Below are 23,464 nucleotides of genomic sequence, written 5' to 3'. Positions count from 1 at the left end.
ACACACACGACCGTCTCATATCAGCGTCCATAAAACAGATGCTCTGCCACGTCGCGGGCCTTGCGCATCGTTCCCATCAGGTCGTTTTCGAAATGCTGCCCGCGGTGGGCATCGTATCCCAGATACACGGCGATGCCGCCCAGCGAATACATGTCGTCGGGCAGGATGTCGGCCTGCGAGACGCGTCCGTTCCACAGGTAGTTGCCGTTGCGGGCCGCCGTGCACATGCGCCACGCCTTGCGCAGCACCGCCGCGTCCCCGCGGTCGATGAACCTGCGGCGTTCCAGCTCGTCCAGCGTCGCGAGTGTCGAATTCAGCCGCAGCGAGGCGTTGTCGCCGGCATGCTGCAGTTGCAGGAGCTGCACGGTCCATTCGACGTCCGACAGGCCGCCCTTGCCGAGTTTGAGATGCCTGTCGCGCCTCACGCCGCGCGGCAGGCGTTCGGCTTCCATGCGCGCCTTGAGCTTGCGGATCTCGCCGAGCTGGGCGTCGGTGAGCGGGCTTATCGGGTATCGCAGCGGGTCCGCGATGTCGTGGAGGAAATCCTCGCCGAGCGCCCGGTCCCCGGCGACGAACCGGGCGCGCAGCAGCGCCTGATGTTCCCACGTGTTCGCCCATGACGAGTAGTACTCCCGGCAGGAGGCGTACGAGCGAATCAGCGGGCCGTTCTTGCCTTCGGGGCGAAGGTCCAGGTCGATCTCGATCTTCGGCTCAAGCGTGGTCGGCCCCTGCAGCACCTGCCGCAGCGCGTCGACCACCTTGCGGGCGAACTGGTTGGCGACCTGCTCGTCGGCGCCGTCCACGGGCCTATACAGCAGGATCATGTCGGCGTCGGAGCTGAAATTGACCTCCTGGCCGCCGTAGCGTCCCATGCCGATCGCCGCGATCGCGGCAGGCGGCTCGCCGAGCCCCATCGCCGATGTCTGATAGCGGATCGCCCATGTCAAGGCCGCATCGATGATGGCGTCGTACACGTCGGTCATGCCGGTCAGGCACGCCGTCTCGTCCATCACGCCGCTGAGCCGGGCCAGACCGATGCGCTCGATCTCGTGGCGCCTCATGGCTCGCATCGATGTCGCGAAATCGTTGATGCCGTCGGCGTTGCGGCTCAGAGAGGACCGGCATTGCACGTCCAGGCTCTCGCGCGAGCGTGCGATCAGCGCGTCATCGTCGCCAAGCCAGGTGACCGACTCCACGGACTTGTTCAGCGCGTCGCCGAGGAAACGGGAGTTCGACAGGACGTGGCACAGCCGTTGCGCGGCCGAATTGGAGTCGCGCAGGAAGCCCAGGTACTCGCTGTCCGTGCCGAAACGCTCCTCAAGCTTGCGCCAGTTCAGCAACCCCATGTCGGGGTTCTGCCCCTGCCCCAGCCATTGCAGAACGGCCGGCAACAGTATGCGGTTGATCTTGGAGGCTCGGGACACGCCTGCGGTGAGCACGGCCACATGCCGCATGGCGGCCTCCGGATCGGCGAATCCGATGGACGCGAACCGTTCGTAGGCCACCTGCGGGGCGAGCGAGAAATCCTCGCCGTTCAACGCCGCGATCGGCAGCATCGGGCGGTAGTAGATGTCCATGTGCAGCCGGCGCACCTCGCGCCGCGTCTCGTCGTATTTCGCGACCAGCTCCTCGGCGTGCAGGCCAAACGCGCGGGCGAGCCTGCGCAGCTCGGGGTTCTGGCTGAGCTTTTCGACGTTGACGTCGCGCTTCTTCTCAAGTCCGCCGACGCTGCCGTCGCCGAGGTCGGGGAACAGGTGCGTGCGTTTGAGCGCCCACATCTGCTGACGATGCTCCATCACCCGTTCGAAGCTGTAATCCCGGGCGAGTTTCGCGGCCTGCTTGCGCGACACGTAGCCGCCCTCGGACAGCCTGCGCAGCGATTCCAGCGTGGCGCTGGCGCGCAGCGTCTCATCGGTGCGGCCATGCACGAGCTGCAGCATCTGCACGGTGAATTCCACATCGCGCAGGCCGCCGCGGCCAAGTTTGATCTCGCGGTCCTTGAGCGCGGGCGCGATGAGGTCCTCGACGCGCTTGCGCATCTGCTGACAGTCGTAGACGAAGTTCTTGCGCTTCGACGCGCTCCACACCATAGGCCTGGTCATGCTCATGTATGCGTCGCCGATCTGCGGGTCCCCCGCGACCGGGCGCGCCTTAAGGAGCGCCCGGAACTCCCAGTTCTGCGCCCATTTCTCGTAGTATGCCTGATGTGATTCCAGTGTGCGCACGAGGGAGCCGTCCTTGCCTTCCGGCCGCAGTCCCCCATCAATCTGCCACAGTGCCGGTTCGGCGACTCCCATAATCACCGACTGGCACACGCGCTGCAACATCGTGCCCATCTTCGTGCCGATGCGGTACAGCTGCTGCTGGCTGGTGTCCGCGTCGGCGGCCTTCACCACGTAGATCAGGTCGACGTCGGACACGTAGTTGAGTTCGCGCGCGCCGAGCTTGCCCATGCCGATGATGGCGAAACGGCAGTGCTCGCTGCCGGTGATCTCATGCCGGGCTATGGCGAGGGCGCCTTCAAGGGCCGCATCGGCGAGGTCGGACAGCTCACTGCTGATGCGCGGCTGCAGGGCGATGGGGTCGTCGCTCATGGTGTCCTGCGCGATGATGGCGGCCAACTGGTTGCGGTACGTCCTGCGCAGGGCGGTGGCGGCGTCGGCAAGGTCCATCGTGGCTGTCGGGGACATGCGGTCGTTCGGGTCGGCTCCGACGGATTCGAGCACGTGCGCCCGGCGCTGGTCATGGTTGTAGAGGTGACTGTTGCAGTGGTCGGTCGCCGCGGCCTGAACCAGGTCGGGGCGGAACCGCATCAGCTTGCCCATCGCGTCGGAGACGCCGAGCACGGCGACCAGCTGTCGGAACGCCGTGTCGTCGGGCATGATGTCGTCCAGCGCGCGGCCCTGGCTCACCTGCGCGTTGACGATGTCGACGAGGTTGCGCAGCGCGACATCGGGATCACAGACATGCTGAAGCGCGTCAAGCAGCAGGCCGCAGCGTGCCGCATCGAATCCGCTGGCGGAGAGCTGGCGGAACAGTGAACGGGCTTCGTCGAGATTCTGCAGGCCTGCGTGGATGAGTTCGCGCGCGCTGGTGTCAAAGGTTCCCGGAACAGTCATAACCTACAATTTTACAAGAAACCGTGCCTCCTCGGCCGCGATGACACGGCCGTGTCGTGGCCGGATGGACATAATGGCGGTATGCAACTGTCATCCGCAGAACTGATCGTAACCATCGTCTTCGCCATCGTCGGCTTGCTGATGGGCTTTGTTTCCGGTGCCATGCCGCTGCAGCCGCAGAGGATGACGCCTGCGCAGGCGACCGCGCAGAAGGTGCTCGGCTTCGCCATCGTCGCGGTCGTCGTCGTGCTTGCCCTGGCCTCCATGAACGTCGCCATGTGGACGACGCTCATCGCCGTGGCTCTGGGCATCGCTATCGCCAACGTTCCGGTGATTCGCCGGGCCGTGACCACGCGGATCGCGTGGTTCGCGCCCAAACCCGACTTCAGGCGTAGCAAGCGTCGCCGTCGCTGACGGCAGATACGCGGCGTGCTGTTGCCGGCCGCGCATTCTCATATGGTTGGGGCCAGACAGCCGCATGACTGTCTGGCCCCAACGATTTTGCCGTAATCGGCTGTTTGCCGGGAGTGTCATTCCACAGTGAACAGCGGCTCCACGTTGCGCCATATGCGGCGTGTGGTGGCGGGATGATTCATCGAATACAGGTGCACGCCGTCGACGCCGTGGGCCACGAGGTCCGCGATCTGGTCGGAGGCGTAGATGATGCCGGCCGCGCGCAGGTTCTGGATGTCGTCTCCCCAGCGGTCGAGCAGCGCTTCGAGCTTAGCCGGTATGCGCGAGGCATTGACCTTCGCCATGCGCCGCACCGACTTCGCGCCGCGCACGGGCATGATGCCCGCCTCGATCGGCACGTCGATGCCGGCCGCATGAGCCTTGTCGAGGAAACGGTAGAAGTCGTCGTTGTCGTAGAACAGCTGGGAGATCAGATGCGTGACGCCGGCGTCCACCTTGATTTTCAGGTTCCCGATGTCCTCGTCGAGCGAGGCGGCCGAATAGTGGCCTTCAGGATAGCAGGCGCCGAACACATTGAGGTCGGGCTTGCGGTCGTGGATGTAGGCCGCGAGGTCGCTGGCGTGGTTGAAGCGGCCGACCGGCTCCTCGCCGTCGATGTAGTCGCCGCGCAGGGCGAGCACGGCGGAGACTCCTGCCGCCTCGAACATGTCGAGCGCCTCGTTGATCTTCGCCTCGTCCGAGTACAGGGCGGTCAGATGCGCCACGGCGGGGATGCCGTATTCCCCGTGGATCGTGTTGGCGATGCGCGCGGTGGCGGTGCGGTCCGAATGCGTGCCGTGCCCGTAGGTGACCGAGATGAAGTCGGGGTTCAGGCCTTCGAGCCCGTCAAGCGTGTCGTAGATGGTCCCGACGGGGGCGTCCCGCTTGGGAGGGAACACCTCCAGCGAAAACATGGGTGTGTGCATATCAGGTTCCTTACTACAAGTATGAAGTTGCCCCCGCCAGCAGGGGCCTATAGGGTCCTACTTCGTGATCTTGGCGCGAACCGCCTTGGCGGCGGCGACCATGTGCTCAAGGCTCGGCCAGGTCTCGGCGTTACCACGGGTCTTCAGACCGCAGTCGGGGTTGATCCACACCTTCTCGATGTCCATCTTCTTGAGAATCTCGTAGATGCGGTCCTCAATCTCCTGCTCGCCGGGGATGCGCGGCGAGTGGATGTCGTAGACGCCCGGGCCAGCCTCGGTCTCGAAGTGCGCGTCATGGATCGCGTCAAGCACGACCAGATCGCCACGGGACGCCTCGAAGGAGATTACGTCGGCGTCCATCGCGTCGATGTCGCGGATGATGTCGTTGAACTCCGAGTAGCACATGTGCGTGTGGATCTGCGTGGTCGGCTTGACTGCGGAGTGCACGAGACGGAACGCCGGGATGGCCCAGTCAAGGTACTTGGCGTGCCAGTCGGTCTTGCGCAGCGGCAGCTTCTCGCGCAGCGCGGCCTCGTCGATCTGGATGACCTTGATGCCGGCGGCCTCCAGGTCGAGCACCTCGTCGCGGATGGCGAGAGCCAGCTGCTGGGTCTGCTGCTCGTGCGTGATGTCCTCGCGCGGCCAGGACCAGTTGAGGATGGTCACCGGGCCGGTGAGCATGCCCTTCATCACATGGTTGGTGCGGGACTGCGCGTAGGCGGACCATTCCACCGTGATCGGGTTGGCGCGGGAGACGTCGCCCCACACGATCGGAGGCTTGACGCAGCGCGTGCCGTAGGACTGCACCCAGGCGTTCTTGGTGAACAGGAAGCCGTTGAGGTTCTGGCCGAAGTACTCGACCATGTCGTTGCGCTCGAACTCGCCGTGAACCAGCACATCGAGGCCGATCTGCTCCTGGTGCCTGATGCAGGCGTCGATCTGGGCCTTCATGAACTCGTCGTATTCGGCCTTGGTGATCTCGCCCTTACGCAGCTTGGCGCGTTCGGCGCGAATCTCCTTGGTCTGCGGGAAGGAGCCGATGGTGGTGGTGGGCAGCAGCGGCAGGCCAAGGGCGACACGCTGCTCCTTCTGACGCTCGGCGCGGGCCGGCTGGCGCACGAAGTCGGCGTCGGTGAGCTTGGCGATGCGCTCGGCGACCGCCGGATCGGCGGCAACGCGGGTGCCGTCGAACAGCGCCTGGTTGGCGGCCAGATCGGCGGATGCCTTCTTGGCGTCCTCATCGGAGTCGGCGAGGACGGCGATCTCCTTGAGCTCGGTCAGCTTCTCGACAGCGAACGCGAAGTGCTTGAGCACGGCCGGGTCAAGGGCGGTCTCACCCTCGGTGCTGAACGGCACGTGCAGCAGGGAGCTGGCGGTGGATACCGCCACGTTGTCGGTCTTCTGGCGAAGCGCGTCGATCAGGCCGAGGCTGACGGCGTAGTTGTTGCGCCAGATGTTGCGGCCGTTGACCACGCCCGCGAACAGGGTGGTGTTCTCGGCGACGCCGTACTTCTCGACCGCGGCGAGGTTCTCGTCCTTGCCTTCGTTGAGGTCGAGGCCGATGCCGTCGAAGCCCAGCAGGTTCACGGTCTCGTACACGTCGGCGATGTGGCCGAAGTACGTGTTGAGCAGCACCTTGATCTTGTCTTCGCGAGCGGGCAGGATCTTCGCGTACAGGCTCTTGAAGAGGGAGACGTCGCCGTCCTCCTTGTCGAGCACGAGGTACGGCTCGTCGAGCTGCAGCCACTGGGCGCCGAGTGCGGCGAAGCGCTTGATCACTTCCGCGTAGACGGCGGCGACCGCGTTCACCAGGCCCTTGTCGTAGGTGAGCTCCTCGGCCTGCGCGTTGCGGGCGAGCTTGAGGAAGGTGTAGGGGCCGATCAGCACCGGTTTGGTGAGGATGCCCCGGGCCTTTGCCTCGTTGAACTCGTCGAACGGCTTGGTGCCGTTGAGGCGGATCTCGGTGCTCTCCTCGATTTCAGGAACGATGTAGTGGTAGTTGGTGGTGAACCACTTCTTCATCGGCAGGGCGGTCACGTCGCCCTTGTCGCCCTGATAGCCGCGGCCCATGGCGAACAGCGTCTCCTCGGGGTTCGTGAAGGCGAGTCGCTTGTAACGCTGCGGGATGACGTTGAGCAGGATCGCGGTGTCCAGCATCTGGTCATAGTAGCTGAAGTCGTTGCTGGGGATGAGATCGACGCCGGCCTGTGCCTGCAGCTTCCAGTGCTTCGCGCGAAGTTCCTTGGCGGTGCCGCGCACCTCGTCGAGTGAGGCGGCGCCCTTCCAGTAGGCTTCGATGATCTTCTTCAGTTCACGATTCTGTCCGATGCGCGGGAATCCCGAGACGGATGTAAGTGCAGGCATGAATCCTCCGTTATGTACGACTATGACCCGCCTAGATTACCAAAACCCGCCGATTGCGAGGCCATCAGAAGCATTAAGGTGTCGTTATAAACGGTGGTTATAGCCTGACGCGCCACAATGCGTTCTCGTGGTTGGCTCCGCGTTTCAATGTCACTCAAATGTCACTCAGAACCGACTCCAATCTGCTGTTTGCTCCGTATGATATCACCCGAAACAAGAAAAGGCCCCTCCCCCAGCATTGTGAACCGCACCTCCGATCATCGAATCTGAATTTCTTCAGTCCAACAATCGGGGTGCGGTTCAGGCTGAGGGGCTTTTTTGTTTATCCGTTTTTCCCTGTTCACCCTGTTTTTCCGTGAGAATGTGGGCAAAATGTGGGCAAAAATAGGGTGCCGAGAATGGTGTGGATACGGTGTGTCGGGGTTCCTCCGGCTTGACATTGTAACCCGTTTGGGTTACAATGGAGGAGTCGGCAAGGAAAGGAGGTGAACATGCAACAGGTCACGGAGCTGCTGAAGGCGGCGGGCGAATTTCTCGCCGGGCTCGGGGCGGTCATAGCACCCATAGCCACGGTGGTGATTGCCCTCCACCGGAAGCCCGAACCGCGCAGGCCGCCACGGAGGCGGCGCAGGCGGTGAGGAAAGGGCCTTCCGAATATCCCAACTATCCGGAAGGCCCGGCTCCCATCCTATCGCATGGGACATCATGAACGACAGACTGGGATTATGCTCGCTGGTCATGGCGCTCGGCGCGTTCGCCGCCGGGCTGTCCGGACACTCGATACCGGCAGGCGTGCTGGCGCTGTGCGCCGGGACGCTCGGATACCTGGCGGGGAGGCGGAACGGATGACGTTCGCGGATATGCTGGATGAACGGGGGATACGGCAGTCGCAGATCGCGCGCGCCGCCGGACTTACCAGACAGCGGGTCAACGAGTGGGTCAGGGGCGTGCGCGACCCGAGGCTCATGGCGCTCGGCACGGCCAGAAGAGTGGCGGACGCGCTCGAGATGACGATCGACGAGTTCGAGTCCCGCCTCTGACGCAGATATGCAGAAGCGCCCCTCGGCTCCATGCATAGGAGTCGAGGGGCGCTTGTGTTTAGAATCTGCCGGTGTTGAGGCGGCTTTGGAGTGCTCGGGCGGTGCCGGGTCCGAACCACGAGTCCTGCGCGACGCCGAGGTGTTTCTGCAGGGCACGGATGGTGGCGGGGCCGAGGAGTCCGTCGGCGGTGAGGCTGAGCTTGCGTTGGACGGCGCGGATGAGGTTGGATCCGCCGCCACCGTAGCGCACGCACGAGTCCACGAGCGCGGGTCGGCCCCATGTCCGGCCGTCCGGCCTGTACTGGCCGCTGATGATGCCGTCCACGCTGGTGCCCATGACCTGCTGCCAGCGGCGGATGGTGGCCGGCCCGCAGGAGCCGTCTACCGTGAGCCGGCCCGTGCCGCCGCTGGATGCGGTGCCGCCGCCGGACGACGTGGCGCTGCCACTGTAGGCGGGGCGCAGGATGGCGGCGATGGTGTTCCATGCGCGGGTGCGGCGTGCTACGCGCCCGTTGTTGGTGTTGCCCTCGATGGTCTGGATGTACGAGCCGTGGTTGGCTTCCACGAAGCCGATGTGGTCCACCACGCCGCCGTCCCAGTTGAATATCACGATGTCGCCGGGTTTGGCGCTGCGCGTGCTGACCGCGCGGGAGCGTCCCGCGCTGAGCACGTATGGCACGTAGGCGGCGGGCAGTCCCGGGAACGCTTGGCCGGCACGGCTCATGACCCAGCTGACGAACATCGCGCAGAACGGGACGCCCGACGCGCCATAGTATGAGCCGTGGGATTGGGCGTACCAGCGCCCGTACTTCGTGCCCGGCTGCGGGTCGGTCCAACGGGAATAGCCGATTTCGCCCGCCGCGATGCGCAGGACTTCACTCGCCGTCGCCATAGGACACCTCCTCGATGGGTGCCACGTCAGCGGTCGCGTCGGCTCCCCTGGAGTCGGACACCGCGTAGGCCGCCTGAGCTGTCCCGGTCGTGGCGTCGGTGGCGGTGGCGATGATATTGGCTTTGATCGCGTTGGTGAGCTGCTGTCCCTGCACGGCGGCACCGGTCAGGTTGTTGTTGCGCCACCACGCGTACACGGATGCGATGACGGCGATGACGCCGGTGATCGCCGTGCTCACCTGATCGGTGGTGAACGGGAGCTGGCTGATGCCGGCGATGCTCAGGCCGGTCTGCGCGACGCTGAATAATTGGACGATGAGCAGGATGATCGCCTTGGTGCGTTCCACGGTCAGGCCGGGAATCGCCGGGCCGGTGGCCTTGTGGTCGGCCACGCCGGTGGTGTTTGCCATAATGGTTCTCCTTACAAAAGAAGCCCCACGGGTGTGGGACTTAGGTCAGTCGGTTTTATAGAGGCGGACGCTCAGATGGGCGTCCGCGTAGGTGACGCCGAACATCGTGGCCGGCATCGGAAGCCACCGTCACAGGTGCTCCCGCACGGTGACGGGCGCATCAACCTACTGGGTGTCAGCCCGGATGGTCAATGTGGCCGTGCCGGGCTTGACGCCGTTGATGGTGATGCTCATGATGGCTTTCCTCCCAGCCGGGGCGCAATGGGCGCATTCTGGATATCGTTGTTGACCTGGGTGCCGTGGCCGTTGCCGCCCAATCCGTGATAGGCGTCGTAGACACGTTGGGCGCGGAGTTTGAAGTCATTGTCGGCGACGCCGTGGTGGTCGTGCACCATCGTGTCCTGCTGCTGTTCGAGCTTGCACAGCAGAAGCGTGCGCAGCGCCTCGTCTACGAGTTTTTCGTGTTCGCAGCCGCGCCTCATGTCGGCCATCAGCTGCTCATGCTCCGACCTTCGGGTCTCCTCGTCGGCGATCTGCGAGCGCAGGTTTTTGAGTTGGTGCCAGAGGCCGGCGGCTATGGCGCTGATGGCGGCGATGAGGAGGCCGGCGACGACGCTGGTGATGATGTCGTCAGCCATGTGGCTCCTCTCTGATGGGATGTCGCATTGGCGATCCTCTCTGTGTGTGGTGGTGGAATCCCACGGTGCGGTCGAGCCGGTCGAGACGTTTGGGGGCCATCCGACGGCCGCGCCCCGCCGTTTCCGCTCTATCCCGGGCGGTAGCGGCGGCATCGGCCTTGACGGTGGCGGTCTGCGCCGCCCGGGATGCCGTGGCCGCATCCTGCTTGACCTGTCCGGCGGTTTCGGTGAGCTGACCGGCGATGGTCTTCGCCTCGCCGATCAGACCATTGGCCGTGATCTCCGACTCGTGCGCCGCCTGTGCGCTTTTGGCCGCCTCGGACTGGGAGGATTGCGCCTTGCCTGCCGCAGCGGCGGCCTTCGCGCTTTCCTGGCTGGCCACCGTTTCCGACGCCTTCGCCGCAGCGGCCGAAGCCGCGGCGGACTGCACCTTGTCGTCGATCGTGCCGATCCGGTCGAGCACGCCCTGCGCGGCACGCGTGACGAGCTCCCACGCGGCCACGGTCTCCGAGGATTGGTCCAGGGTCTTGGGATCCACGTCCGCCAGCCCTGAGTATTCCGCCGACTCCTTGTCGGGCACCTCGACGTATCGCACGATTCCGCCCGCCACGAGCTCAGACGCCCTCCACGCCCACTGGGTCGTCGAGGGCATCACCTCCGCCGTGGCCTCGCCCGCCGTAAGCCTGACGGTCTGCGCGACCGGCAGACGGATAGCATCGGCGACCGTGACGCGCCTCGTGGGCACGAGGCTCACGCTGCCATCCAGACCGCGCCCCTCGGCGTCGGTCAGGTGGAAATGCACCAATGTCATGAGTGCTCCTTCCTTGTAAGGCTCCCGGTGACGCTGATGATGATGGCGTCCATGCTCAGGCCTCGGTGAGGATGAGGGTGGCGGCGTCCAAGCCGGATACCGCGCGCACGCCGGCCCAGCGCCCGCCCCCTCCGTACGAGAACCGCATCTGTTCGCCGTCGGTGGAGAGGAGGGTGATGCCGTTCGTGTCGAACGGGTTGGCCACCAGCGCGGTCAGGCTCGAGGAGCCGGCCTGCCGGAGAAAGGCATAGAAGTATGGCAGTCGTGTCGTGCCGTCCGTCTGCATGGCGAACGAGTTGAAGCAGCACAGCCATGTCCTGTCGGAGACGCGGACCGCGTATCCCTGCGCCGCGTTCTCGTATCCGACGAGCTCCCTGTACTCCACCGGGCCTGTCTGCGCGACGGCGGTGATGGTGCCGTCCGCGGCGGCGGTGATGGTCTTGCCGTCGGGCTTGACGCCGCCGATCGCGCCCGCCGTCGCCGCGGGCAGGTCAAGGTTGAGGGTGCCGTCCACGGCGACATGGATGCCTTTGCCCCCTCCCCTGACGATGCCGAGCGCGTCCTGCGTGGCCTTCTTCAGGCCGATGGTCGTGTTCTCGGTGCCGTGGAACTCGATGCCGTCGGGCATGGCGTTGTCTCCGAGTTTGAACGACAGGCCGAGTTTCTCGCCGTCGCACACGACGACGGGGAACGTGCGGGCGTCCGTGTAGTCGACCTTGCTGACCTTGACGCCGCCGAGGGTCGTGTCGCTCGCGACGGGCAGCTCGTACTGGGCCGCGGCGGCGTCGAGCGTGCCGTCGGCGCGCACGCTCAGGTTGTCGCCGGGCTTGACGACGCCGGCGACGGTGGCGGTGGCGACCTGCCCGGCATCCCCGGGATCGCCCTTGTCGCCCTTTGCTCCCCGCGGCAGGCCGAACGCGAGCGTGGCGTCGCCGGCCGCGTCCCGGGTGGCGGTGACGGTGGCGTCCTCGCCGGTGGCGAGGGTGCGGGCGGTCACGCCGGCGATCCGGCTGCCGCGCGGGATGTCGAGGATGAGGCTCATGTCGCCCGCGCCGTCGGTGGACATGCTGGCGGACGCGTCCTGGGAGGGGTTGACGGTGTTCGCGCCCACGCCGATGATCCTGCTGCCGCGTGGCACGCCGACCATCAGCGTGTAGTCGCCCTTGCTTCCGGCCTGCAGCATGCTCGCGGTGGCGGGCTTGTTGGGGTCCAGGGTGGTGGCGCCGGCGCTGGTGACGCCCGCGCCGCGCGGGATGGACAGGTCGAGGATGCGCTGCAGGCCGCTGCCGCGCAGCGAGGACGTGGCCGGCTGGTTCGGGTCGAGGGTGGTGGTGTTGCCGCCGGTGATGCGCGCGTCCGCGATGACCTGGTTGGCGGCCGCGACCGCGTTGTTCGCGTCGGTGATGGCGTTGTTGACGCGGATGATGGCGGCGTCGCCGTCCGCGATGAGTTGTTCGAGGCGGGTGAGGCTGTCCTGCCCCTGGGTGCTTTCGGCGTCCCATACGGCGCGTTCGACGACGCCCTTGAAGTTGCGGGAGCAGATCTTGGCGCCGTCCGCGGTGGTGACCTCCACGCCCAGGGCGATGACGCCGGGCTTGGCGATCGCCCGCCTGGGCAGCGTCGCCCGGTATGTGGCGGTCTCCTGCCCGCTCACGGGGGTCATGGGCACGCGGTCGCCGACCTCGACGCCCGGCGCGGTGTTGTAGGCGAGCGCCACGCTTGTGATGCCGGTCGTGGAGGTGATTGGCTGGCCGTTGTCGGTGATGGCGACGGTGATGGTGCGTCCGTCCTTGTCGCCGGCGTTGAGTCGGATGTCGGCGATCCAGCTGTTGGAGAAGTCGAGGCTGATGGGTGTTTCGGTGACGTCGCGGAATCCGTCGAGGGTCATTTCCCTGTTCCTTTCGTGAGGTCGTTGAGGTGGGCGATGGCGTCGCGCAGGCGTCGGCGTGCGTCGTCTCCGGAGGTGTCCGCGGCGGCGTCATTGGCCGTGGCGAGCGCCGTCGGCTGGGGGTCGAGGATGTCGGCGACGGCGTCGAGCGCGTCCGTGATGAGCGTGACGCGGCTGGCCACGTAGTCGGGTGTGGCGATGGTGTACGAGGCTGGTTCGGGTTCGGTGACGTCGCTGGCGTCGACGCGCAGTCGGGTGCCGTCGTCGAGTTCGGCGATGAAGATGATGCCCCGGTCCTGCGCGGCCTTGAGCGCGGCGGGCTCGTATCCGGCGAGGATGCCCTCGCTGTTGCCGATGGGGTCGTGCGCCCAGTATCTGGTGATCCTTGGCATGGGTGTCCTTTCAGTTGATGCAGAATCCGTTGATGTACTCGGTCGTTGATTGGAACCAGGTGATGGTGCCGTCCGAGGAGGATGTGATTTTGGAGATGTAGTGGTGTTTGCCGTTGTAGGCGTGTGTGGTGGTGACGTGGGTGTCGGTGGTCTTGGCGACGGACAGGATGGGCGTGCTGATGCGCAGGCATCCGCCTTGCAGTTGGAGCCCGTAGTAGACCTTCGACGGGTTGGATACCTCGTACATGCCGCCCGAGTAGTCGATGTAGCCGACCTTCTTGCCCTTGCGGTAGCCGGCGAGCTGTCCGATGCTGTTGAGCTCGATGCCGTACCAGTCCTTGCTGCCGCACGCGAAGGTTCCTTCGGCGGTGATGCTGGTGGCGGTCATGCCGCGGGTGGTGAGTTCTCCGGTGTCGAGGTTCCATTGGTTGTGGCCGGCGGCATCGGAGAGCTTGCCTGTGTATATGGCGTTGGCGTAGATGCCGTTGCCGTCGGCGAGCGCGCGGAAGTCCCAGTCTCCGTTCGCCTTCTTGCTGTTGGCGATGCGCCAGTATCCGCCTCCGATGTGGATGCATTGGGTGGGGTTCTGGTCTTCGGGCTTGTCGTACACGTAGATGCCTTGGCCGGGTTTGAGGTATGTGTAGCCGCCGGTCGTGTTCATGATCTGGTTGATGCGGTTGATGAGGTCGGTGATGTATGGTTTGGTGCCGGTGGCGGCGTCGTTCCATGCGCCGGAGTTGGAGATGAGCTGGTCGAGTTGTCGGCGCCATGCGTCGTCCTGGCGGGTGATGCCTGTGGTGATGTTGCCGAGGGTGATGGTGGTGGCGGTCTGGTCGCCGGCGAGGTCCTGTTCGATCTGCAGGATGCGTCCTTCGAGGCGCAGGGGCGTGGGGAAGCTGGTGTCGATGATGTGGACGGTGTCGCCGATGTCGGTGCCTTCGGCGTTGACGCCGGCGGCGGCGAGGCTGGTGACGTCGCATTCGTATGAGACGACCGGCTGGCTGCGTGTCTTGAGCGCTTCCTTGGTGAACGTCAGGAGTTGTTTGGGGTCTTCGCAGTCGGGGAATTCCGCGTCTGCCTCGCTGTGGATGCGGGTTCCGTTGGGGCCGGGGATGCCCCATATGGCGAGTGCCGTGGCGTCTTCGACGTAGGCCTTGCCGTCGTTGATGTCGGCGAAGCTGATCTTGCGGCTGTACCCGCCGGTCTCTTCCCCATCGTCGTCGGTCGTGGCGACGCCTTTGCCCCATCCGTAGAGGCGTGTGGCGACCTGGGTGGCGTCGATGGTGCGGCGGATCGAGGCGAGGTCCTTGCCGTAGGTGAAGCGTTTGGTGGGGGTGGTCGCGCCGCGCCGGCTGACGAGGCTGAGGGTGCGGGTCGCGATGCGCGTGCCCGTCGCGTCGGGCTGGTAGGTGGTGACGGCCTCGAGTCCGAACGTGGCGCAGATGTCCTGGATTGCGGAGAGCGCGTTGGTGTGGTAGAACGCGAGGTCGGCCTCGGTGGTTTTGGTGCCGTCGTGCACGGTGCCGAGAATCCATCGTGTGCCCGCGAGCGCTTTTTTCGCGCATGTGAGGGCGGTGGCCGAGCGGTTGCGTTTGTCCTCGATATACGTGGAGGCGAGTTCCTGGATGGCGTCGACGCAGTGCGCGGTGGACAGGGGGAGCCGGTCGGAGCGTGACGTATCGATGCTGTTGACCAGCCATTCTCGCCACAGGCCCATGTGGTCGCGCCATGCCACTCGGTCGCCTTTTTCGAGGTCGAGGTCGCTGAGCAGGTCGAGGTTGTCGGTGCCGTCCACGTTCTGCGTGCGCCGGGCGGCGAGGACGGTCATGGGGGCGGGTTTCGGGTTGCCCCACCGGTCGAAGACGTGGAACATGTCAGATCATCCATTCGGGTTCGTGCTCGCAGCTGCCGGCGGCGCCGGACAGGGTGAGCGTGTTCATGCCCGGCAGCAGGGCGAAGTAGTCGGTGTCGAGGCTGACCGGGGCGAGGGTGCCGTTGGCGCGCGTCGTCTGCGCCTTGCAGTCGACCAGCACGCTTGTGCCGGCCGGCAGCGTGGCGGCCGGCCTGATGCCGATGGTGTGGCCGCGCCCGTCCCTGATCGACAGGGCCGAGACGGCGCGGGAGGTCGTGAGCGTCAGGACCGGCCATGCCGGACGGTTGCCGGTGACGTGCAGGAGGTTGGCGCCTTCCCTGAGCGCGTGACGCTGGGCGCGGCCCATGATGTGCGGGTATGCGTCCATCACGATCGTGGTGGCGCAGTCCACGCGGCATGGTCCGAGCATGCGTTCGTCCCAGTCCTTGATCGTGACGCGGCCCCGCCACTGCCCCGGCAGCTCCCGGTAGGACAGCGTCGCGAGGCGGCCGACGAGCGAGCCGAGGCGGCGGCGCGCGTCCATCATCTCGTCGTCCTCGCCGACGGTCACCACGCCGAGCGCGATCCTGCGCAGCCCGGGGTACGCGCAGCCGAGCGGGTCGTCGAGGGTCACGTCGTGGCTTCCGGCCATGCCGGGCGCGTTCTGGTATGCGACGGCCAGGTCGGGGGCCTCGATGGCGAGGACGCCGTCCGTGGCGGACAGCCCGTACCAGTCAAGCGGCCTGCCGTCGAGGAGGATGTGCATGAGCGGGTCGGCCGGCATGCGTTGGAAGACGCTCACAGTCCCATTCCTTTCCTTCGTCCCAGTTCCCTGTCCATCGCGGGGGCGAGCCGCGCCGCGACGGTGCGGTCGTCGAACACGAGGGTGACCGAGGTGCGTTCCAGCGCGTCCATCACGCCCTGGGAGATGTCCGCCACCGAGGGCCCCGGCTGTTCCGCGCCGCCCGTGAACATCTCCCTCGGAAGCTGGCGGCGGTTCATGGCCGCATACGTGTCGGCACCGTAATATCGGACGCTTTTGTCGTTGCTGACGAACTCGCCGCTGCGCAGCCTCGCGTTGGCGAGCGTGATGTTGTCCGCCTGCGCTGACAGGGGCGGAGTGCCGGGCAGCAGCCCCTCCACGATGCCGCCCGACGCGTAGCCGCGCATCGCGAAGCCGTTGCCGGCGTAGTAGCCGCCCGTGTAGGAGATGGGACGGCCGATCATCGAGCCCTTCGTGCTGCGGATCGTCGTCTCGTTCGTGATCACGTTGGTGCGGATGGTGACGGTCTTGGACTGCAGCAGCTCGATGCCTTCCCGGATGGTGTGGATCGCGTTCGATGCGAGGTCGTTGACCCTCACGGTCGTGGTTTTCTCCGCTGGTATGAGGCGCATGCTGCCGACCATGTTGTCGACCTTGAGCTTGACGTCGCTGGTGCTCAATCCGAGCCGGTCGAAGGCGGCTTGCAGGTCACCGGTCTGTCCGCTTGCGATGCCCGATTGGACGATGAGGTCCCTGAGCTTGTCGGTGTTCAACCCGTACGCGTCGGCCGAGGCCTCGGCCTCCTCCTTGCTCATGCCCATCTGCTGGGCGAGCTGGATGTACTGGTCGCGGGCCCTCTGGACGATGGGCGTGACCTGTTCCAGTCCCTCGCCGTTCTTCGCGTGGGCGAGCATGGCCTTCTGCGCGGCCTCGGCCACGTCGTTCAGGGCGCTCGTGTTGTCGCGGCCCTTTTCGGTGTTGATGTCGAGCGTCCTGCCGTTCTTCCCGACCGCTTCGGATGCCTTGTCGAAGCTGGATTCCAGCGCGATAGACGCGTTGGACGCGTCCAGAGCGAAACCGTAGTAGGTGTTGAGCGCGTCGATGACCTCGCCCAGCGCGGCGCTCGTCTCGTTGACCGCGTCCTTGGTCGCGCCGAAGCTCTCCTGCAGGATCGTGTCGGAGTCCGCGGCCTTGGCGGATGCGTCGGCGGTCCCGGCCAGCGCGTCGTTGCCGGTTATGAGGGCCGCGGTCCTGCCCATGCTGGCCTCGGTCGCGGCCTTCTCCGCCTCGGCCGCGTCCTTGGTCGCCTGCTTGAAGACGTTCTGCTGTTCGGCGAGCGCCTCGTAGGCGGCGCTTGACGGGTTGTTCCACCATTGGTCGATGAGGTTGAGGCTGGCCGCGTATTCGTCGGCCTGGGCGTGGACCTGTTCGATGGCGTCCTTGTCGCCTTGGATGGCTTTGATGTAGGTCTGGTGGCTGATGCCCATGCGGTCGATGGCTTCGGCGATGTCGTCGTATCCGCTGGCCCATCGGCTGAGGAAGTCGTCGGTGTATCGGCTGGATGAGCTGTCGGAGAGTGCCTTGCCGAAGTATTCGGCCGCGGTCTGTCCGCTCTGCAGCACTTGGGTGAGTTCGTCCACTCGTTGTGCGGCGGCCTGCTGATCCTGCGCGAAATCGAACAATGCGAGACCGGCTGCCGTTATGGCAATGCCCCATGGGCCTCCGAGCAGGTCGATGACGCCGCTGCCCATGGTTTTCAATCCGGTCATGACGCCTGAGGTGCGACTGACGGTGCTGCCGAAAACCTCCAGCTGACGGCTCTGGGTTGAGAACGCCGCCCCGATTTGCGTGGCGCCCGTATACAGTTGCGAGCTCATGGAGATAAGCCGCTGGCCGGGGTCGAGAACCATGCCGAGATTCTTTGACAGCTGGCTGCTGCTTGAATTCAACGGTGCCATCGCGCGGTGAAGCGCGACGATGCCTCCGGCGAGCGCCGTGGAGAGGACGATGGTCTGTTGGACGGGGGCGGGCAATTGCCCGAATCCGTCCACGAGCATGTCGATGGTCTGGACGAGCTTGCGCAGGGGCCCCTGCCCGCCTTCGCCGAGCTTGATCATCATGCTCTCGAAGCTGCCGCTGAGGTTTTCCAGGTCTCCGCGCAGGTTGTCGTTCTTGGCGGCGGCCTGCTGGGCGGCGTACCCGGAATCGGAGACCTTCTTGGTCCAGTCGGCGATGCCGTCGGCGCCCTCGTTGTAGAGCACGTTGGCGGCGCGGATCGCGTCGGAGCCGAAGATGGTGGCGAGCGCCTGGTTGCGTTGTGCCTGTGTGAGTCCGCTCATCTGGGTCTGGAGCTGGCCGGCCAGGGCTTTGAGGCCGATGAAGTTGCCTTGGGCGTCGTAGGCGCTGATGCCGAGCTCGTCCATGAGGTTCTGCGCTTTTTTGGTGGGGTTGGCGAGCGCGATGAGCATGCTTTTGAGGCTGGTGCCGGCGTCGGATCCGGTCATGCCGGCGTTGGCGAAGCTGGTGAGGGTGCCGACGGTCTCTTCCATGCCGATGCCGAAGCTGTTGGCGACCATGCCGGATTGCTGGAGGGCGTAGCCGAGGTCTCGGGCGGAGCCTTGCGCCTTGCCGGCGCCGGCGGCGAGGGCGTCGGCGATGCGGGTGGCGTCGGCTCCGGTGAGGTTGAACTGGGCCATGGCGGAGCTCATGAGTTCGGCGGCTTCGGCGACTTCCATGCCGTCGGACGCGGCGAGGTCGAGTGCGCCGTTCAGGCCGCCGGAGAGGATGTCCGACGTGCTCATGCCGGCCTTGCCGAGTTCGTTGATCGCGTCGGCCGCGTCCGTGGCGGAGTACACGGTGTCGGCGCCGGCGTCGATGGCGGCCTGGCGTAGCAGGGACATCTCGTCGGCGCTGGCTCCGGTGTTGGCCTGGACGGTCGACATGCCGGCGTCGAAGTCGGCGGCCATGCGTACGGCGGCGACGCCCAATGCGGTGGCGGCGATGCCGGCGGCGGCGATGCCGGCGGTCAGGAGCTTCGTCTTGCCGCCCGACGCCTCCATGGTGGTGGAGGTCTTCTCGGCCTCGGCGGACACCTTGGCCATGCCGGCGGTGAATTTCGACGTGTCCGCGAGCAGGCGGACGGTGATGTTGCGGTTCAGTCCGCCTGCCATGGTGGTCTCCTTATCTTGCCTTGATGGCGGTGGTCAGTGACATGGTCTTGATGCCCGCCTCGCCGTCGTGCTGTTTGCGCCAGTCCTCGGCGGCGATGTCTCGCATGAGGCTGATCTGGCACACGCCCGCCTCGGCCGTGTACCGGGTGGGCGTCAGCTCGTCGTGGCATACGCTCACGGGCATGCCGCAGCGCGGGCACAGGCTGTGCTCGTAGTCGTCGAGGGCGAGCATCCAGTCGCGTTCGGTCTGGTCCCATTCGCTTTCCGGCGTGTACCCGGTGATGCGCCGGTGGCCATCTCGCTCCACGCGATAGGAGGGCTCCCACCCGAGCCAGCGCTTGTAGCTGATGCCGAGCTTGGCGCAGATCCTCAGTTCCCGGACGAGCCCCGGATTATCCTGGAGGCTTGGCCGAGGTAGTCTTTTGGGTCGATCATCCTCGCGTTGAGGTTCTGGATGGCGTACCAGACGGGCGACAGCTGCCCGTCGGACAGTTCGGGGATGATGGCGGCTATATCCTCGACGGGCGTTTCCGGCACGCTCTTGCGGATCATCAGCCTGAGCGCGTCGGCGGTGATGTCCTCGAGGCGCTGCGCGGCGCGCCCGTCCTTCGTGGTGGTCGTGTTCGCCTCGAGCACCTGCCTCCACTGCGACAATGGCAGGGCCTCCAACGTGAGGTGCACGATCTGCCCGGAGACCTCCTCGCGCAGCTCGTCGATCTGTTTGGCGATGCGTTTGGCCGCGGCGTTCGCGCCCTCGGTGACGTGCGATGCCGCCGCCCGGGCGAGCTGCTCGCCCAGCTGCGAGATCCGTTCTGCCTTCTCCTGGTCGAGGATCAGGTCGACCTCGACGCGCTTGCGCTTGACTTCCAATGCCATGGTGCGTTCCTTGTCTCGGTTTCGCGTCCCTTTGGTGATGAGGGGGTTCCGTGCGGGGAAAGGAATGCGGAAAGCCCGCACGGAAGAATGATGGTCAGGCGTGTGAGGCCGCGGCCGCCACGATCTCGGCGGTTTCGGACTCCCAGCCTGGCGCTTGCGCGAACAGGGGGATGGTGCTTCGGATCATGGTGTTCGCGTCCGGGTTGAGGACCTTCTTCTCGCCGCACTTGACGCTCACGACGGTGAGCTTCTGCCCTGCGGCGAGGGCCGCGTCCGTGGCCATGCCGCGACGGCGCACGATGAATCCGGAGCTGCCTTCGGCCATGAGCGTGACGGCCTTGTTCTGTTCCGCGTGCTCCGTGTTCGTATTATCGATCACCTCGATCGAGATGTCGCCGGCGCTCTTGCGCCCGGGTGCTCCGAAGTCCTGCGTGCTGTTCTCGCGCTGGTCGCTCACGGTGTCCTGGGAGGGCTCGAAGGTCCAGCCGCCGAGCATCACGTAGTTCGAGATGTCGGTGCCTGCTTCCAGCTCGGCCATGGTCGGGCGCTTGATGTCGGCGATGGTCGGCACCCACAGTGTGGTGATGTTGCCCTCGGCGCTCGTGCCGGGGATCTCGGTGCCCAGTTTCAGGGTCATGATGTTCTCCTTCGATGGGAAAGGCCACCTCGTATGGGATGGCCTTGAAGACTTCTGGTAAATGATTGGTTGACTATGGTCGGGTCCACGTGAAGCGGAACCGCAGGACGCGCACCTGATAGCGGCGCGACGTGTCGTCGGCGGTCAGGCCGGCCGCGTACGCGCCGGAATCCGCGTCGAGGATCAGCTGCCCGACCGTGAACCCGGAGGTTTTCGCGGGCACCCGGTATTTCATCGCGGGGATGATCCGGTCATCGCAGATGACGTTGACCGCGTCGGCCGTCAGGTCCACGACCCGGATCTCCAGCCGTCCCACGTGGGCCGTGTACCGTGCCGCCTCGGTCGACCGGTGGCCGTCCGTGGTGCAGGTGGCGATGACCCACGGCGGCATCTCGGATTCGTCCGGCTCCTGGTTGAGGTACACGGGTTGGTCGAGTCCGGGGATCATGCCGAGCACGGCGGAGGTCATGTCCATGACGCTCATAATCCGATGGCTCCTATCAACATGTCGTCGGCGGCGTCGCCCACGTATTCGGCGAGCGTGGGCAACTCTTCTTCGGCGTAATGCTCGGGGGGCTTGTGCGTTCCGCCGCCTCGCGCGGTGCCGTAGAAGGCGATCGCGGCGACGGTGGGGCCCGTGTGCCCGTGTTCGCGGGTTTTGCCGGAATCTTCGGGGCCTATGTCCGCGTATATCTGCGAGCCGGTGGTCCCCAACTCGTATCTCACACGAACAACGTGCAATCCGCCGTTGCTGCTGGAATTCAGGTCGCTTTGGGTTTTCTCCTTGACGACCTGAGCCCCCTTCTTCACGGCCTTGGCGATACTGACCCCGGCCATCGCGTGAGCGGCGGCGACCCGGCGGCCGAACGCGGTCAGCTCGCCGGCGTCGATCGTGACGTCACTGCTCATTGCTGTTGCCTACTTCCTTGACGTTCCACCGGCATGCGGTGGCGTGCGTTTTCTCGGACTGCATGTTCAGCAGCCGGAACTTCCTGCCCTTGAGGTTCGGGTCCGTGGCCGCGGTGATCTCGGCCACGTCGCCGGGAGAGAGACCCGTGGTCCCGTAGGGCAGATGCAGGTAGAGCGACCACACGGGGGTGACCGCGCCCAAGGCCTGGACGATGCCGCCCTCCGTGTTCTCTGCGGCGAGGCCGCCGCTGGTCTGCACTTTGCACCGGCCCTCGTACCGGACCGTTTCGGGACTGGTCGCCTTCCCGGTGTGGGGGTCCGTGACGGGCCTGCCGTGACTGACGATCCGGCATTCGTCGGTCATGAGACCGGTCGCCCAGGAGCGCAGCCGTCTGAGGCTGGCCGGGCTGAATCCCGCGCTCATCCGGTCAGCCTCGCGTGCAGGAATCCGGGCCGGCCGTCGTCCTCCGACCAGTACGGGGACATGTCCTGGCTGGCATGTTCCCCGCGCGTGGTGGAGATGACGCCGACGCCCGCGATGAGCGGACTGGCGTCGGCCAGGAGCTTGGCCAATGTGGCTTTTTCGCTGGCGGTCAGGCTCATGCCCGGCTCGTCGACCTTGCGGCTGCCGCCGTCCATCGCGTCGTCGATCTGCCTCGACCACTGCGTCTCCGCGTTCGGGTTGAGGTAGAACCGTGCGGCGCACGCGACGGTCACGTCCACCAGCTGTTCGGGCAGCGGGTTGTCCAGCGTCCCGTCGTCGTTGAGCCAGTCGCGGCCGGTCTGGGTGCGTACGAGGTTGGAGGCGGCGCGCAGCACGCGGCGGGCGCGTTTCCAGTCCGCCGAGGTCGCGTCGATGCCCTCGCCGATCCATTCGGCGAGCGCGTCCGGTTCGGCGAACGGTGGTTTTTCGGCCATGGGAGCGTCCCCTCTACTGTTGGGGCGTCACGATCGCCGCGGACTGGACTTCGGACGGCTGGTCGGCGGACGTGGGCGCGGCCATCGCGCCGGACGCGCGGAATGCGGCGAGCACGGCGTTGACCGTGGCGATGATGGCGGCGGTGTCCGCGGCGGATGCGAGGTCGGCGACGGCCGTGGCCTTCTTGACTCCGCCGATGGCGGTGCCGGCGGCGGGCAGCGCGTACGGCGTTCCGGCCCCGATAGCCGAGCGTGCCGCGGCGGCGTTCGTGGCCTTCATCACGGCCCGGCCGGTGTCGGTCGCGCCGTGGAGGGTGTCCACGGTCGGCGCGGATCCGCCGGTGATGGTCACGGGTTTGCCGGCCGCGTCGAACGCGGCCAGTTCGGCGACGTTCTGGTTGTCAAACGGTTCGTCGTTGGTGACGAACCTGACCTGTTTGGCGGTCATCACTTGCCCGCCTTCCTGGAGGCGGCGGGGGTGAGGAAGCCGGCCGGATACTGGCTTCCCTTGGCCGCGATGCGGGTGAGCGGGTTGGCGACGGCGAAGCCGACGCGCATGACCACGCGCATGGCCTGCGCGTCCTGCTGCATGAGGTTGTACACCACGTTGCCCGCGGTGTCGGAGATGACGCCCTGGTCGAAGACCTTGTAGGTGATGTCCTGACGCACGCCGACCACGAACTTCGTCCAGTCGGCCGCGAGCAGCATGGCCTTGGTGGTGTCCCACGCGCCGTTGGCGACCTCGTTGAGCGGGTAGCCGTACAGGCTGGCGGGGTTGCCGGCCGCGACGGACGGCGTGTATATCGGCTGGCCGTTCGCGTCGCGCAGGCGGGCAAGCTGCCAGTTCAGGCCGGGCTGGGAGGCGAAGCCGTTGACCGCGAAGCCCTTCTCGCTGAGCTTCTGGCCGATCATGGCGATGTCGTCGGCGAGGTCGACTCCGGTGCCGGACGCGACGTTCGTGCCGGCGGCGGTGGCGCCGGCGAGGATGTCGTTGCCCCATGTGGACGGCTTGTCCACGCCGAAGATGCCCGCCTGGTCGATCTTCTTGCCCATGGCCTCGGCGATGAGCGGCTTGACCGTATCCCACAGGTTGATCTTCGCGTCGTCCACGACCGAATCGGGGATCGGGACGATCACCGCGAGCTCCTCGGCCGTGATCTGCACGTCCTCCCATCCGGTCTTTGACGTCTGCTTGAGTCCGCCTTCGGACACCCAGTACGCTTCGGGAAGCGAGGCGAGCACCGGCTGCGTCTTCTTCTTGCTGCTCATCGGCACCCGGCGCGCGCGGGTAAGCAGCACGCTGGACTGCGGAAGCGTCTGGATGATCTCCTGGCTGATCTCGTCGGGGATGAGCGCGCCGCCCAAGTCGCCGCGCAGGATCTGCGAGCTGAAATTGTCTGCCATATC

At 66.0% G+C, this 23,464-nt stretch carries 24 protein-coding genes; 3 read left to right on the top strand and 21 right to left on the bottom strand.

Annotation, left to right across the window (positions count from 1 at the left end):
- Positions 1 to 20 precede the first annotated feature (20 nt).
- Entirely contained in the window at positions 21 to 3,119 is a 3,099-nt protein-coding gene (locus tag BBBF_RS04655; RefSeq protein WP_021648021.1) for a bifunctional [glutamine synthetase] adenylyltransferase/[glutamine synthetase]-adenylyl-L-tyrosine phosphorylase, read from the bottom strand.
- A gap of 81 nt (positions 3,120 to 3,200) precedes the next feature.
- Here BBBF_RS04655 and BBBF_RS04650 point away from each other — a divergent pair, with 81 nt between their 5' ends.
- Positions 3,201 to 3,533 (top strand): hypothetical protein, encoded by a 333-nt coding sequence (locus BBBF_RS04650; protein ID WP_003821612.1) that lies wholly within the window; start codon positions 3,201 to 3,203, stop codon positions 3,531 to 3,533.
- Positions 3,534 to 3,649: 116 nt separating this feature from the next.
- Here the strand turns inward: BBBF_RS04650 and metF are convergent, their stop codons facing one another.
- Complete coding sequence (gene metF / locus BBBF_RS04645; RefSeq protein WP_033509688.1) at positions 3,650 to 4,498, bottom strand: methylenetetrahydrofolate reductase [NAD(P)H]; 849 nt, start codon at positions 4,496 to 4,498, stop codon at positions 3,650 to 3,652.
- 57 nt (positions 4,499 to 4,555) lie between these two features.
- A complete protein-coding gene (gene metE, locus BBBF_RS04640; protein WP_021648019.1) occupies positions 4,556 to 6,862 on the bottom strand; it encodes a 5-methyltetrahydropteroyltriglutamate--homocysteine S-methyltransferase in 2,307 nt (768 codons plus the stop codon).
- A 705-nt stretch (positions 6,863 to 7,567) separates the two neighbouring features.
- Here metE and BBBF_RS09850 point away from each other — a divergent pair.
- Together BBBF_RS09850 and BBBF_RS04635 are read left to right on the top strand one after the other, a co-directional pair.
- Complete coding sequence (locus BBBF_RS09850; RefSeq protein ID WP_017143391.1) at positions 7,568 to 7,711, top strand: hypothetical protein; 144 nt, start codon at positions 7,568 to 7,570, stop codon at positions 7,709 to 7,711.
- Positions 7,708 to 7,902 carry a helix-turn-helix domain-containing protein gene (locus BBBF_RS04635; protein WP_003821307.1) on the top strand — a complete coding sequence of 65 codons (195 nt, stop codon included), beginning with the start codon at positions 7,708 to 7,710 and terminating at the stop codon, positions 7,900 to 7,902. Before BBBF_RS09850 ends, BBBF_RS04635 begins: the two co-directional genes overlap by 4 nt.
- A gap of 58 nt (positions 7,903 to 7,960) precedes the next feature.
- Here BBBF_RS04635 and BBBF_RS04630 read toward each other — a convergent pair whose 3' ends face one another.
- The 18 genes from BBBF_RS04630 to BBBF_RS04545 form a co-directional block, all read right to left on the bottom strand.
- Positions 7,961 to 8,794 (bottom strand): CHAP domain-containing protein, encoded by an 834-nt coding sequence (locus BBBF_RS04630; RefSeq protein WP_003816679.1) that lies wholly within the window; start codon positions 8,792 to 8,794, stop codon positions 7,961 to 7,963.
- Positions 8,778 to 9,203 carry a phage holin gene (locus BBBF_RS04625; RefSeq protein ID WP_003813084.1) on the bottom strand — a complete coding sequence of 142 codons (426 nt, stop codon included), beginning with the start codon at positions 9,201 to 9,203 and terminating at the stop codon, positions 8,778 to 8,780. The genes BBBF_RS04630 and BBBF_RS04625 overlap by 17 nt, the downstream gene beginning before the upstream one ends.
- Before the next feature lie 230 nt (positions 9,204 to 9,433).
- A complete protein-coding gene (locus tag BBBF_RS04620) occupies positions 9,434 to 9,841 on the bottom strand; it encodes a hypothetical protein (RefSeq protein ID WP_003822313.1) in 408 nt (135 codons plus the stop codon).
- Positions 9,834 to 10,652, bottom strand: a complete 819-nt coding sequence (locus BBBF_RS04615; protein WP_013389885.1) for a tail type measure protein — start codon at positions 10,650 to 10,652, stop codon at positions 9,834 to 9,836. The genes BBBF_RS04620 and BBBF_RS04615 overlap by 8 nt, the downstream gene beginning before the upstream one ends.
- Positions 10,653 to 10,707: 55 nt before the next feature.
- Positions 10,708 to 12,540: a hypothetical protein gene (locus BBBF_RS04610; protein WP_021648018.1), complete on the bottom strand. Its 1,833-nt coding sequence runs from the start codon at positions 12,538 to 12,540 to the stop codon at positions 10,708 to 10,710.
- Complete coding sequence (locus BBBF_RS04605) at positions 12,537 to 12,932, bottom strand: hypothetical protein (protein WP_021648017.1); 396 nt, start codon at positions 12,930 to 12,932, stop codon at positions 12,537 to 12,539. The genes BBBF_RS04610 and BBBF_RS04605 overlap by 4 nt, the downstream gene beginning before the upstream one ends.
- Before the next feature lie 10 nt (positions 12,933 to 12,942).
- Entirely contained in the window at positions 12,943 to 14,805 is a 1,863-nt protein-coding gene (locus tag BBBF_RS04600; protein WP_021648016.1) for a phage tail spike protein, read from the bottom strand.
- A gap of 1 nt (position 14,806) precedes the next feature.
- Positions 14,807 to 15,586: a phage distal tail protein gene (locus BBBF_RS04595; protein WP_033509685.1), complete on the bottom strand. Its 780-nt coding sequence runs from the start codon at positions 15,584 to 15,586 to the stop codon at positions 14,807 to 14,809.
- Complete coding sequence (locus BBBF_RS04590) at positions 15,583 to 18,717, bottom strand: phage tail tape measure protein (RefSeq protein WP_021648014.1); 3,135 nt, start codon at positions 18,715 to 18,717, stop codon at positions 15,583 to 15,585. The genes BBBF_RS04595 and BBBF_RS04590 overlap by 4 nt, the downstream gene beginning before the upstream one ends.
- Before the next feature lie 10 nt (positions 18,718 to 18,727).
- Positions 18,728 to 19,024: a hypothetical protein gene (locus tag BBBF_RS04585; protein ID WP_003813069.1), complete on the bottom strand. Its 297-nt coding sequence runs from the start codon at positions 19,022 to 19,024 to the stop codon at positions 18,728 to 18,730.
- A gap of 62 nt (positions 19,025 to 19,086) precedes the next feature.
- Positions 19,087 to 19,593 carry a DNAase primase gene (locus BBBF_RS04580; RefSeq protein WP_003823512.1) on the bottom strand — a complete coding sequence of 169 codons (507 nt, stop codon included), beginning with the start codon at positions 19,591 to 19,593 and terminating at the stop codon, positions 19,087 to 19,089.
- A gap of 94 nt (positions 19,594 to 19,687) precedes the next feature.
- Positions 19,688 to 20,230, bottom strand: a complete 543-nt coding sequence (locus BBBF_RS04575) for a phage tail tube protein (protein ID WP_003823514.1) — start codon at positions 20,228 to 20,230, stop codon at positions 19,688 to 19,690.
- 73 nt (positions 20,231 to 20,303) lie between these two features.
- On the bottom strand, positions 20,304 to 20,714 hold the full coding sequence (locus tag BBBF_RS04570) for a transcriptional regulator (RefSeq protein WP_003813063.1): 411 nt from the start codon (positions 20,712 to 20,714) through the stop codon (positions 20,304 to 20,306).
- On the bottom strand, positions 20,711 to 21,139 hold the full coding sequence (locus BBBF_RS04565; protein ID WP_003813060.1) for a hypothetical protein: 429 nt from the start codon (positions 21,137 to 21,139) through the stop codon (positions 20,711 to 20,713). The genes BBBF_RS04570 and BBBF_RS04565 overlap by 4 nt, the downstream gene beginning before the upstream one ends.
- Complete coding sequence (locus tag BBBF_RS04560; protein ID WP_003813058.1) at positions 21,129 to 21,563, bottom strand: DUF6093 family protein; 435 nt, start codon at positions 21,561 to 21,563, stop codon at positions 21,129 to 21,131. The genes BBBF_RS04565 and BBBF_RS04560 overlap by 11 nt, the downstream gene beginning before the upstream one ends.
- Positions 21,560 to 22,057: a hypothetical protein gene (locus tag BBBF_RS04555; protein ID WP_021648013.1), complete on the bottom strand. Its 498-nt coding sequence runs from the start codon at positions 22,055 to 22,057 to the stop codon at positions 21,560 to 21,562. Before BBBF_RS04555 ends, BBBF_RS04560 begins: the two co-directional genes overlap by 4 nt.
- Positions 22,058 to 22,070: 13 nt before the next feature.
- Complete coding sequence (locus tag BBBF_RS04550) at positions 22,071 to 22,505, bottom strand: head fiber protein (RefSeq protein WP_003816698.1); 435 nt, start codon at positions 22,503 to 22,505, stop codon at positions 22,071 to 22,073.
- Complete coding sequence (locus tag BBBF_RS04545) at positions 22,505 to 23,461, bottom strand: phage major capsid protein (RefSeq protein WP_003816701.1); 957 nt, start codon at positions 23,459 to 23,461, stop codon at positions 22,505 to 22,507. Before BBBF_RS04545 ends, BBBF_RS04550 begins: the two co-directional genes overlap by 1 nt.
- Positions 23,462 to 23,464: the final 3 nt, after the last annotated feature.

The sequence above is a fragment of the Bifidobacterium bifidum ATCC 29521 = JCM 1255 = DSM 20456 genome, assembly GCF_001025135.1.
Taxonomy (GTDB): Bacteria; Actinomycetota; Actinomycetes; order Actinomycetales; family Bifidobacteriaceae; genus Bifidobacterium; species Bifidobacterium bifidum.
Note: the sequence above shows the minus strand (reverse complement) of the source record. Positions and strands in the feature narration are given on the sequence as shown.

Excerpts from the sequence above, each read along its gene's own strand:
- BBBF_RS04590 (WP_021648014.1), bottom strand. The coding sequence starts at position 18,717 with ATGGCAGGCGGACTGAACCGCAACATCACCGTCCGCCTGCTCGCGGAC.
- BBBF_RS04615 (WP_013389885.1), bottom strand. The coding sequence starts at position 10,652 with ATGACATTGGTGCATTTCCACCTGACCGACGCCGAGGGGCGCGGTCTG.
- BBBF_RS04650 (WP_003821612.1), top strand. The coding sequence starts at position 3,201 with ATGCAACTGTCATCCGCAGAACTGATCGTAACCATCGTCTTCGCCATC.
- BBBF_RS04545 (WP_003816701.1), bottom strand. The coding sequence starts at position 23,461 with ATGGCAGACAATTTCAGCTCGCAGATCCTGCGCGGCGACTTGGGCGGC.
- BBBF_RS04610 (WP_021648018.1), bottom strand. The coding sequence starts at position 12,540 with ATGACCCTCGACGGATTCCGCGACGTCACCGAAACACCCATCAGCCTC.
- BBBF_RS09850 (WP_017143391.1), top strand. The coding sequence starts at position 7,568 with ATGAACGACAGACTGGGATTATGCTCGCTGGTCATGGCGCTCGGCGCG.
- BBBF_RS04580 (WP_003823512.1), bottom strand. The coding sequence starts at position 19,593 with ATGGCATTGGAAGTCAAGCGCAAGCGCGTCGAGGTCGACCTGATCCTC.
- BBBF_RS04630 (WP_003816679.1), bottom strand. The coding sequence starts at position 8,794 with ATGGCGACGGCGAGTGAAGTCCTGCGCATCGCGGCGGGCGAAATCGGC.
- BBBF_RS04565 (WP_003813060.1), bottom strand. The coding sequence starts at position 21,139 with ATGAGCAGTGACGTCACGATCGACGCCGGCGAGCTGACCGCGTTCGGC.
- metE (WP_021648019.1), bottom strand. The coding sequence starts at position 6,862 with ATGCCTGCACTTACATCCGTCTCGGGATTCCCGCGCATCGGACAGAAT.
- BBBF_RS04620 (WP_003822313.1), bottom strand. The coding sequence starts at position 9,841 with ATGGCTGACGACATCATCACCAGCGTCGTCGCCGGCCTCCTCATCGCC.
- BBBF_RS04560 (WP_003813058.1), bottom strand. The coding sequence starts at position 21,563 with ATGAGCGCGGGATTCAGCCCGGCCAGCCTCAGACGGCTGCGCTCCTGG.
- BBBF_RS04635 (WP_003821307.1), top strand. The coding sequence starts at position 7,708 with ATGACGTTCGCGGATATGCTGGATGAACGGGGGATACGGCAGTCGCAG.
- BBBF_RS04570 (WP_003813063.1), bottom strand. The coding sequence starts at position 20,714 with ATGAGCGTCATGGACATGACCTCCGCCGTGCTCGGCATGATCCCCGGA.
- BBBF_RS04555 (WP_021648013.1), bottom strand. The coding sequence starts at position 22,057 with ATGGCCGAAAAACCACCGTTCGCCGAACCGGACGCGCTCGCCGAATGG.
- BBBF_RS04655 (WP_021648021.1), bottom strand. The coding sequence starts at position 3,119 with ATGACTGTTCCGGGAACCTTTGACACCAGCGCGCGCGAACTCATCCAC.
- BBBF_RS04550 (WP_003816698.1), bottom strand. The coding sequence starts at position 22,505 with ATGACCGCCAAACAGGTCAGGTTCGTCACCAACGACGAACCGTTTGAC.
- BBBF_RS04600 (WP_021648016.1), bottom strand. The coding sequence starts at position 14,805 with ATGTTCCACGTCTTCGACCGGTGGGGCAACCCGAAACCCGCCCCCATG.
- BBBF_RS04625 (WP_003813084.1), bottom strand. The coding sequence starts at position 9,203 with ATGGCAAACACCACCGGCGTGGCCGACCACAAGGCCACCGGCCCGGCG.
- metF (WP_033509688.1), bottom strand. The coding sequence starts at position 4,498 with ATGCACACACCCATGTTTTCGCTGGAGGTGTTCCCTCCCAAGCGGGAC.
- BBBF_RS04575 (WP_003823514.1), bottom strand. The coding sequence starts at position 20,230 with ATGACCCTGAAACTGGGCACCGAGATCCCCGGCACGAGCGCCGAGGGC.
- BBBF_RS04605 (WP_021648017.1), bottom strand. The coding sequence starts at position 12,932 with ATGCCAAGGATCACCAGATACTGGGCGCACGACCCCATCGGCAACAGC.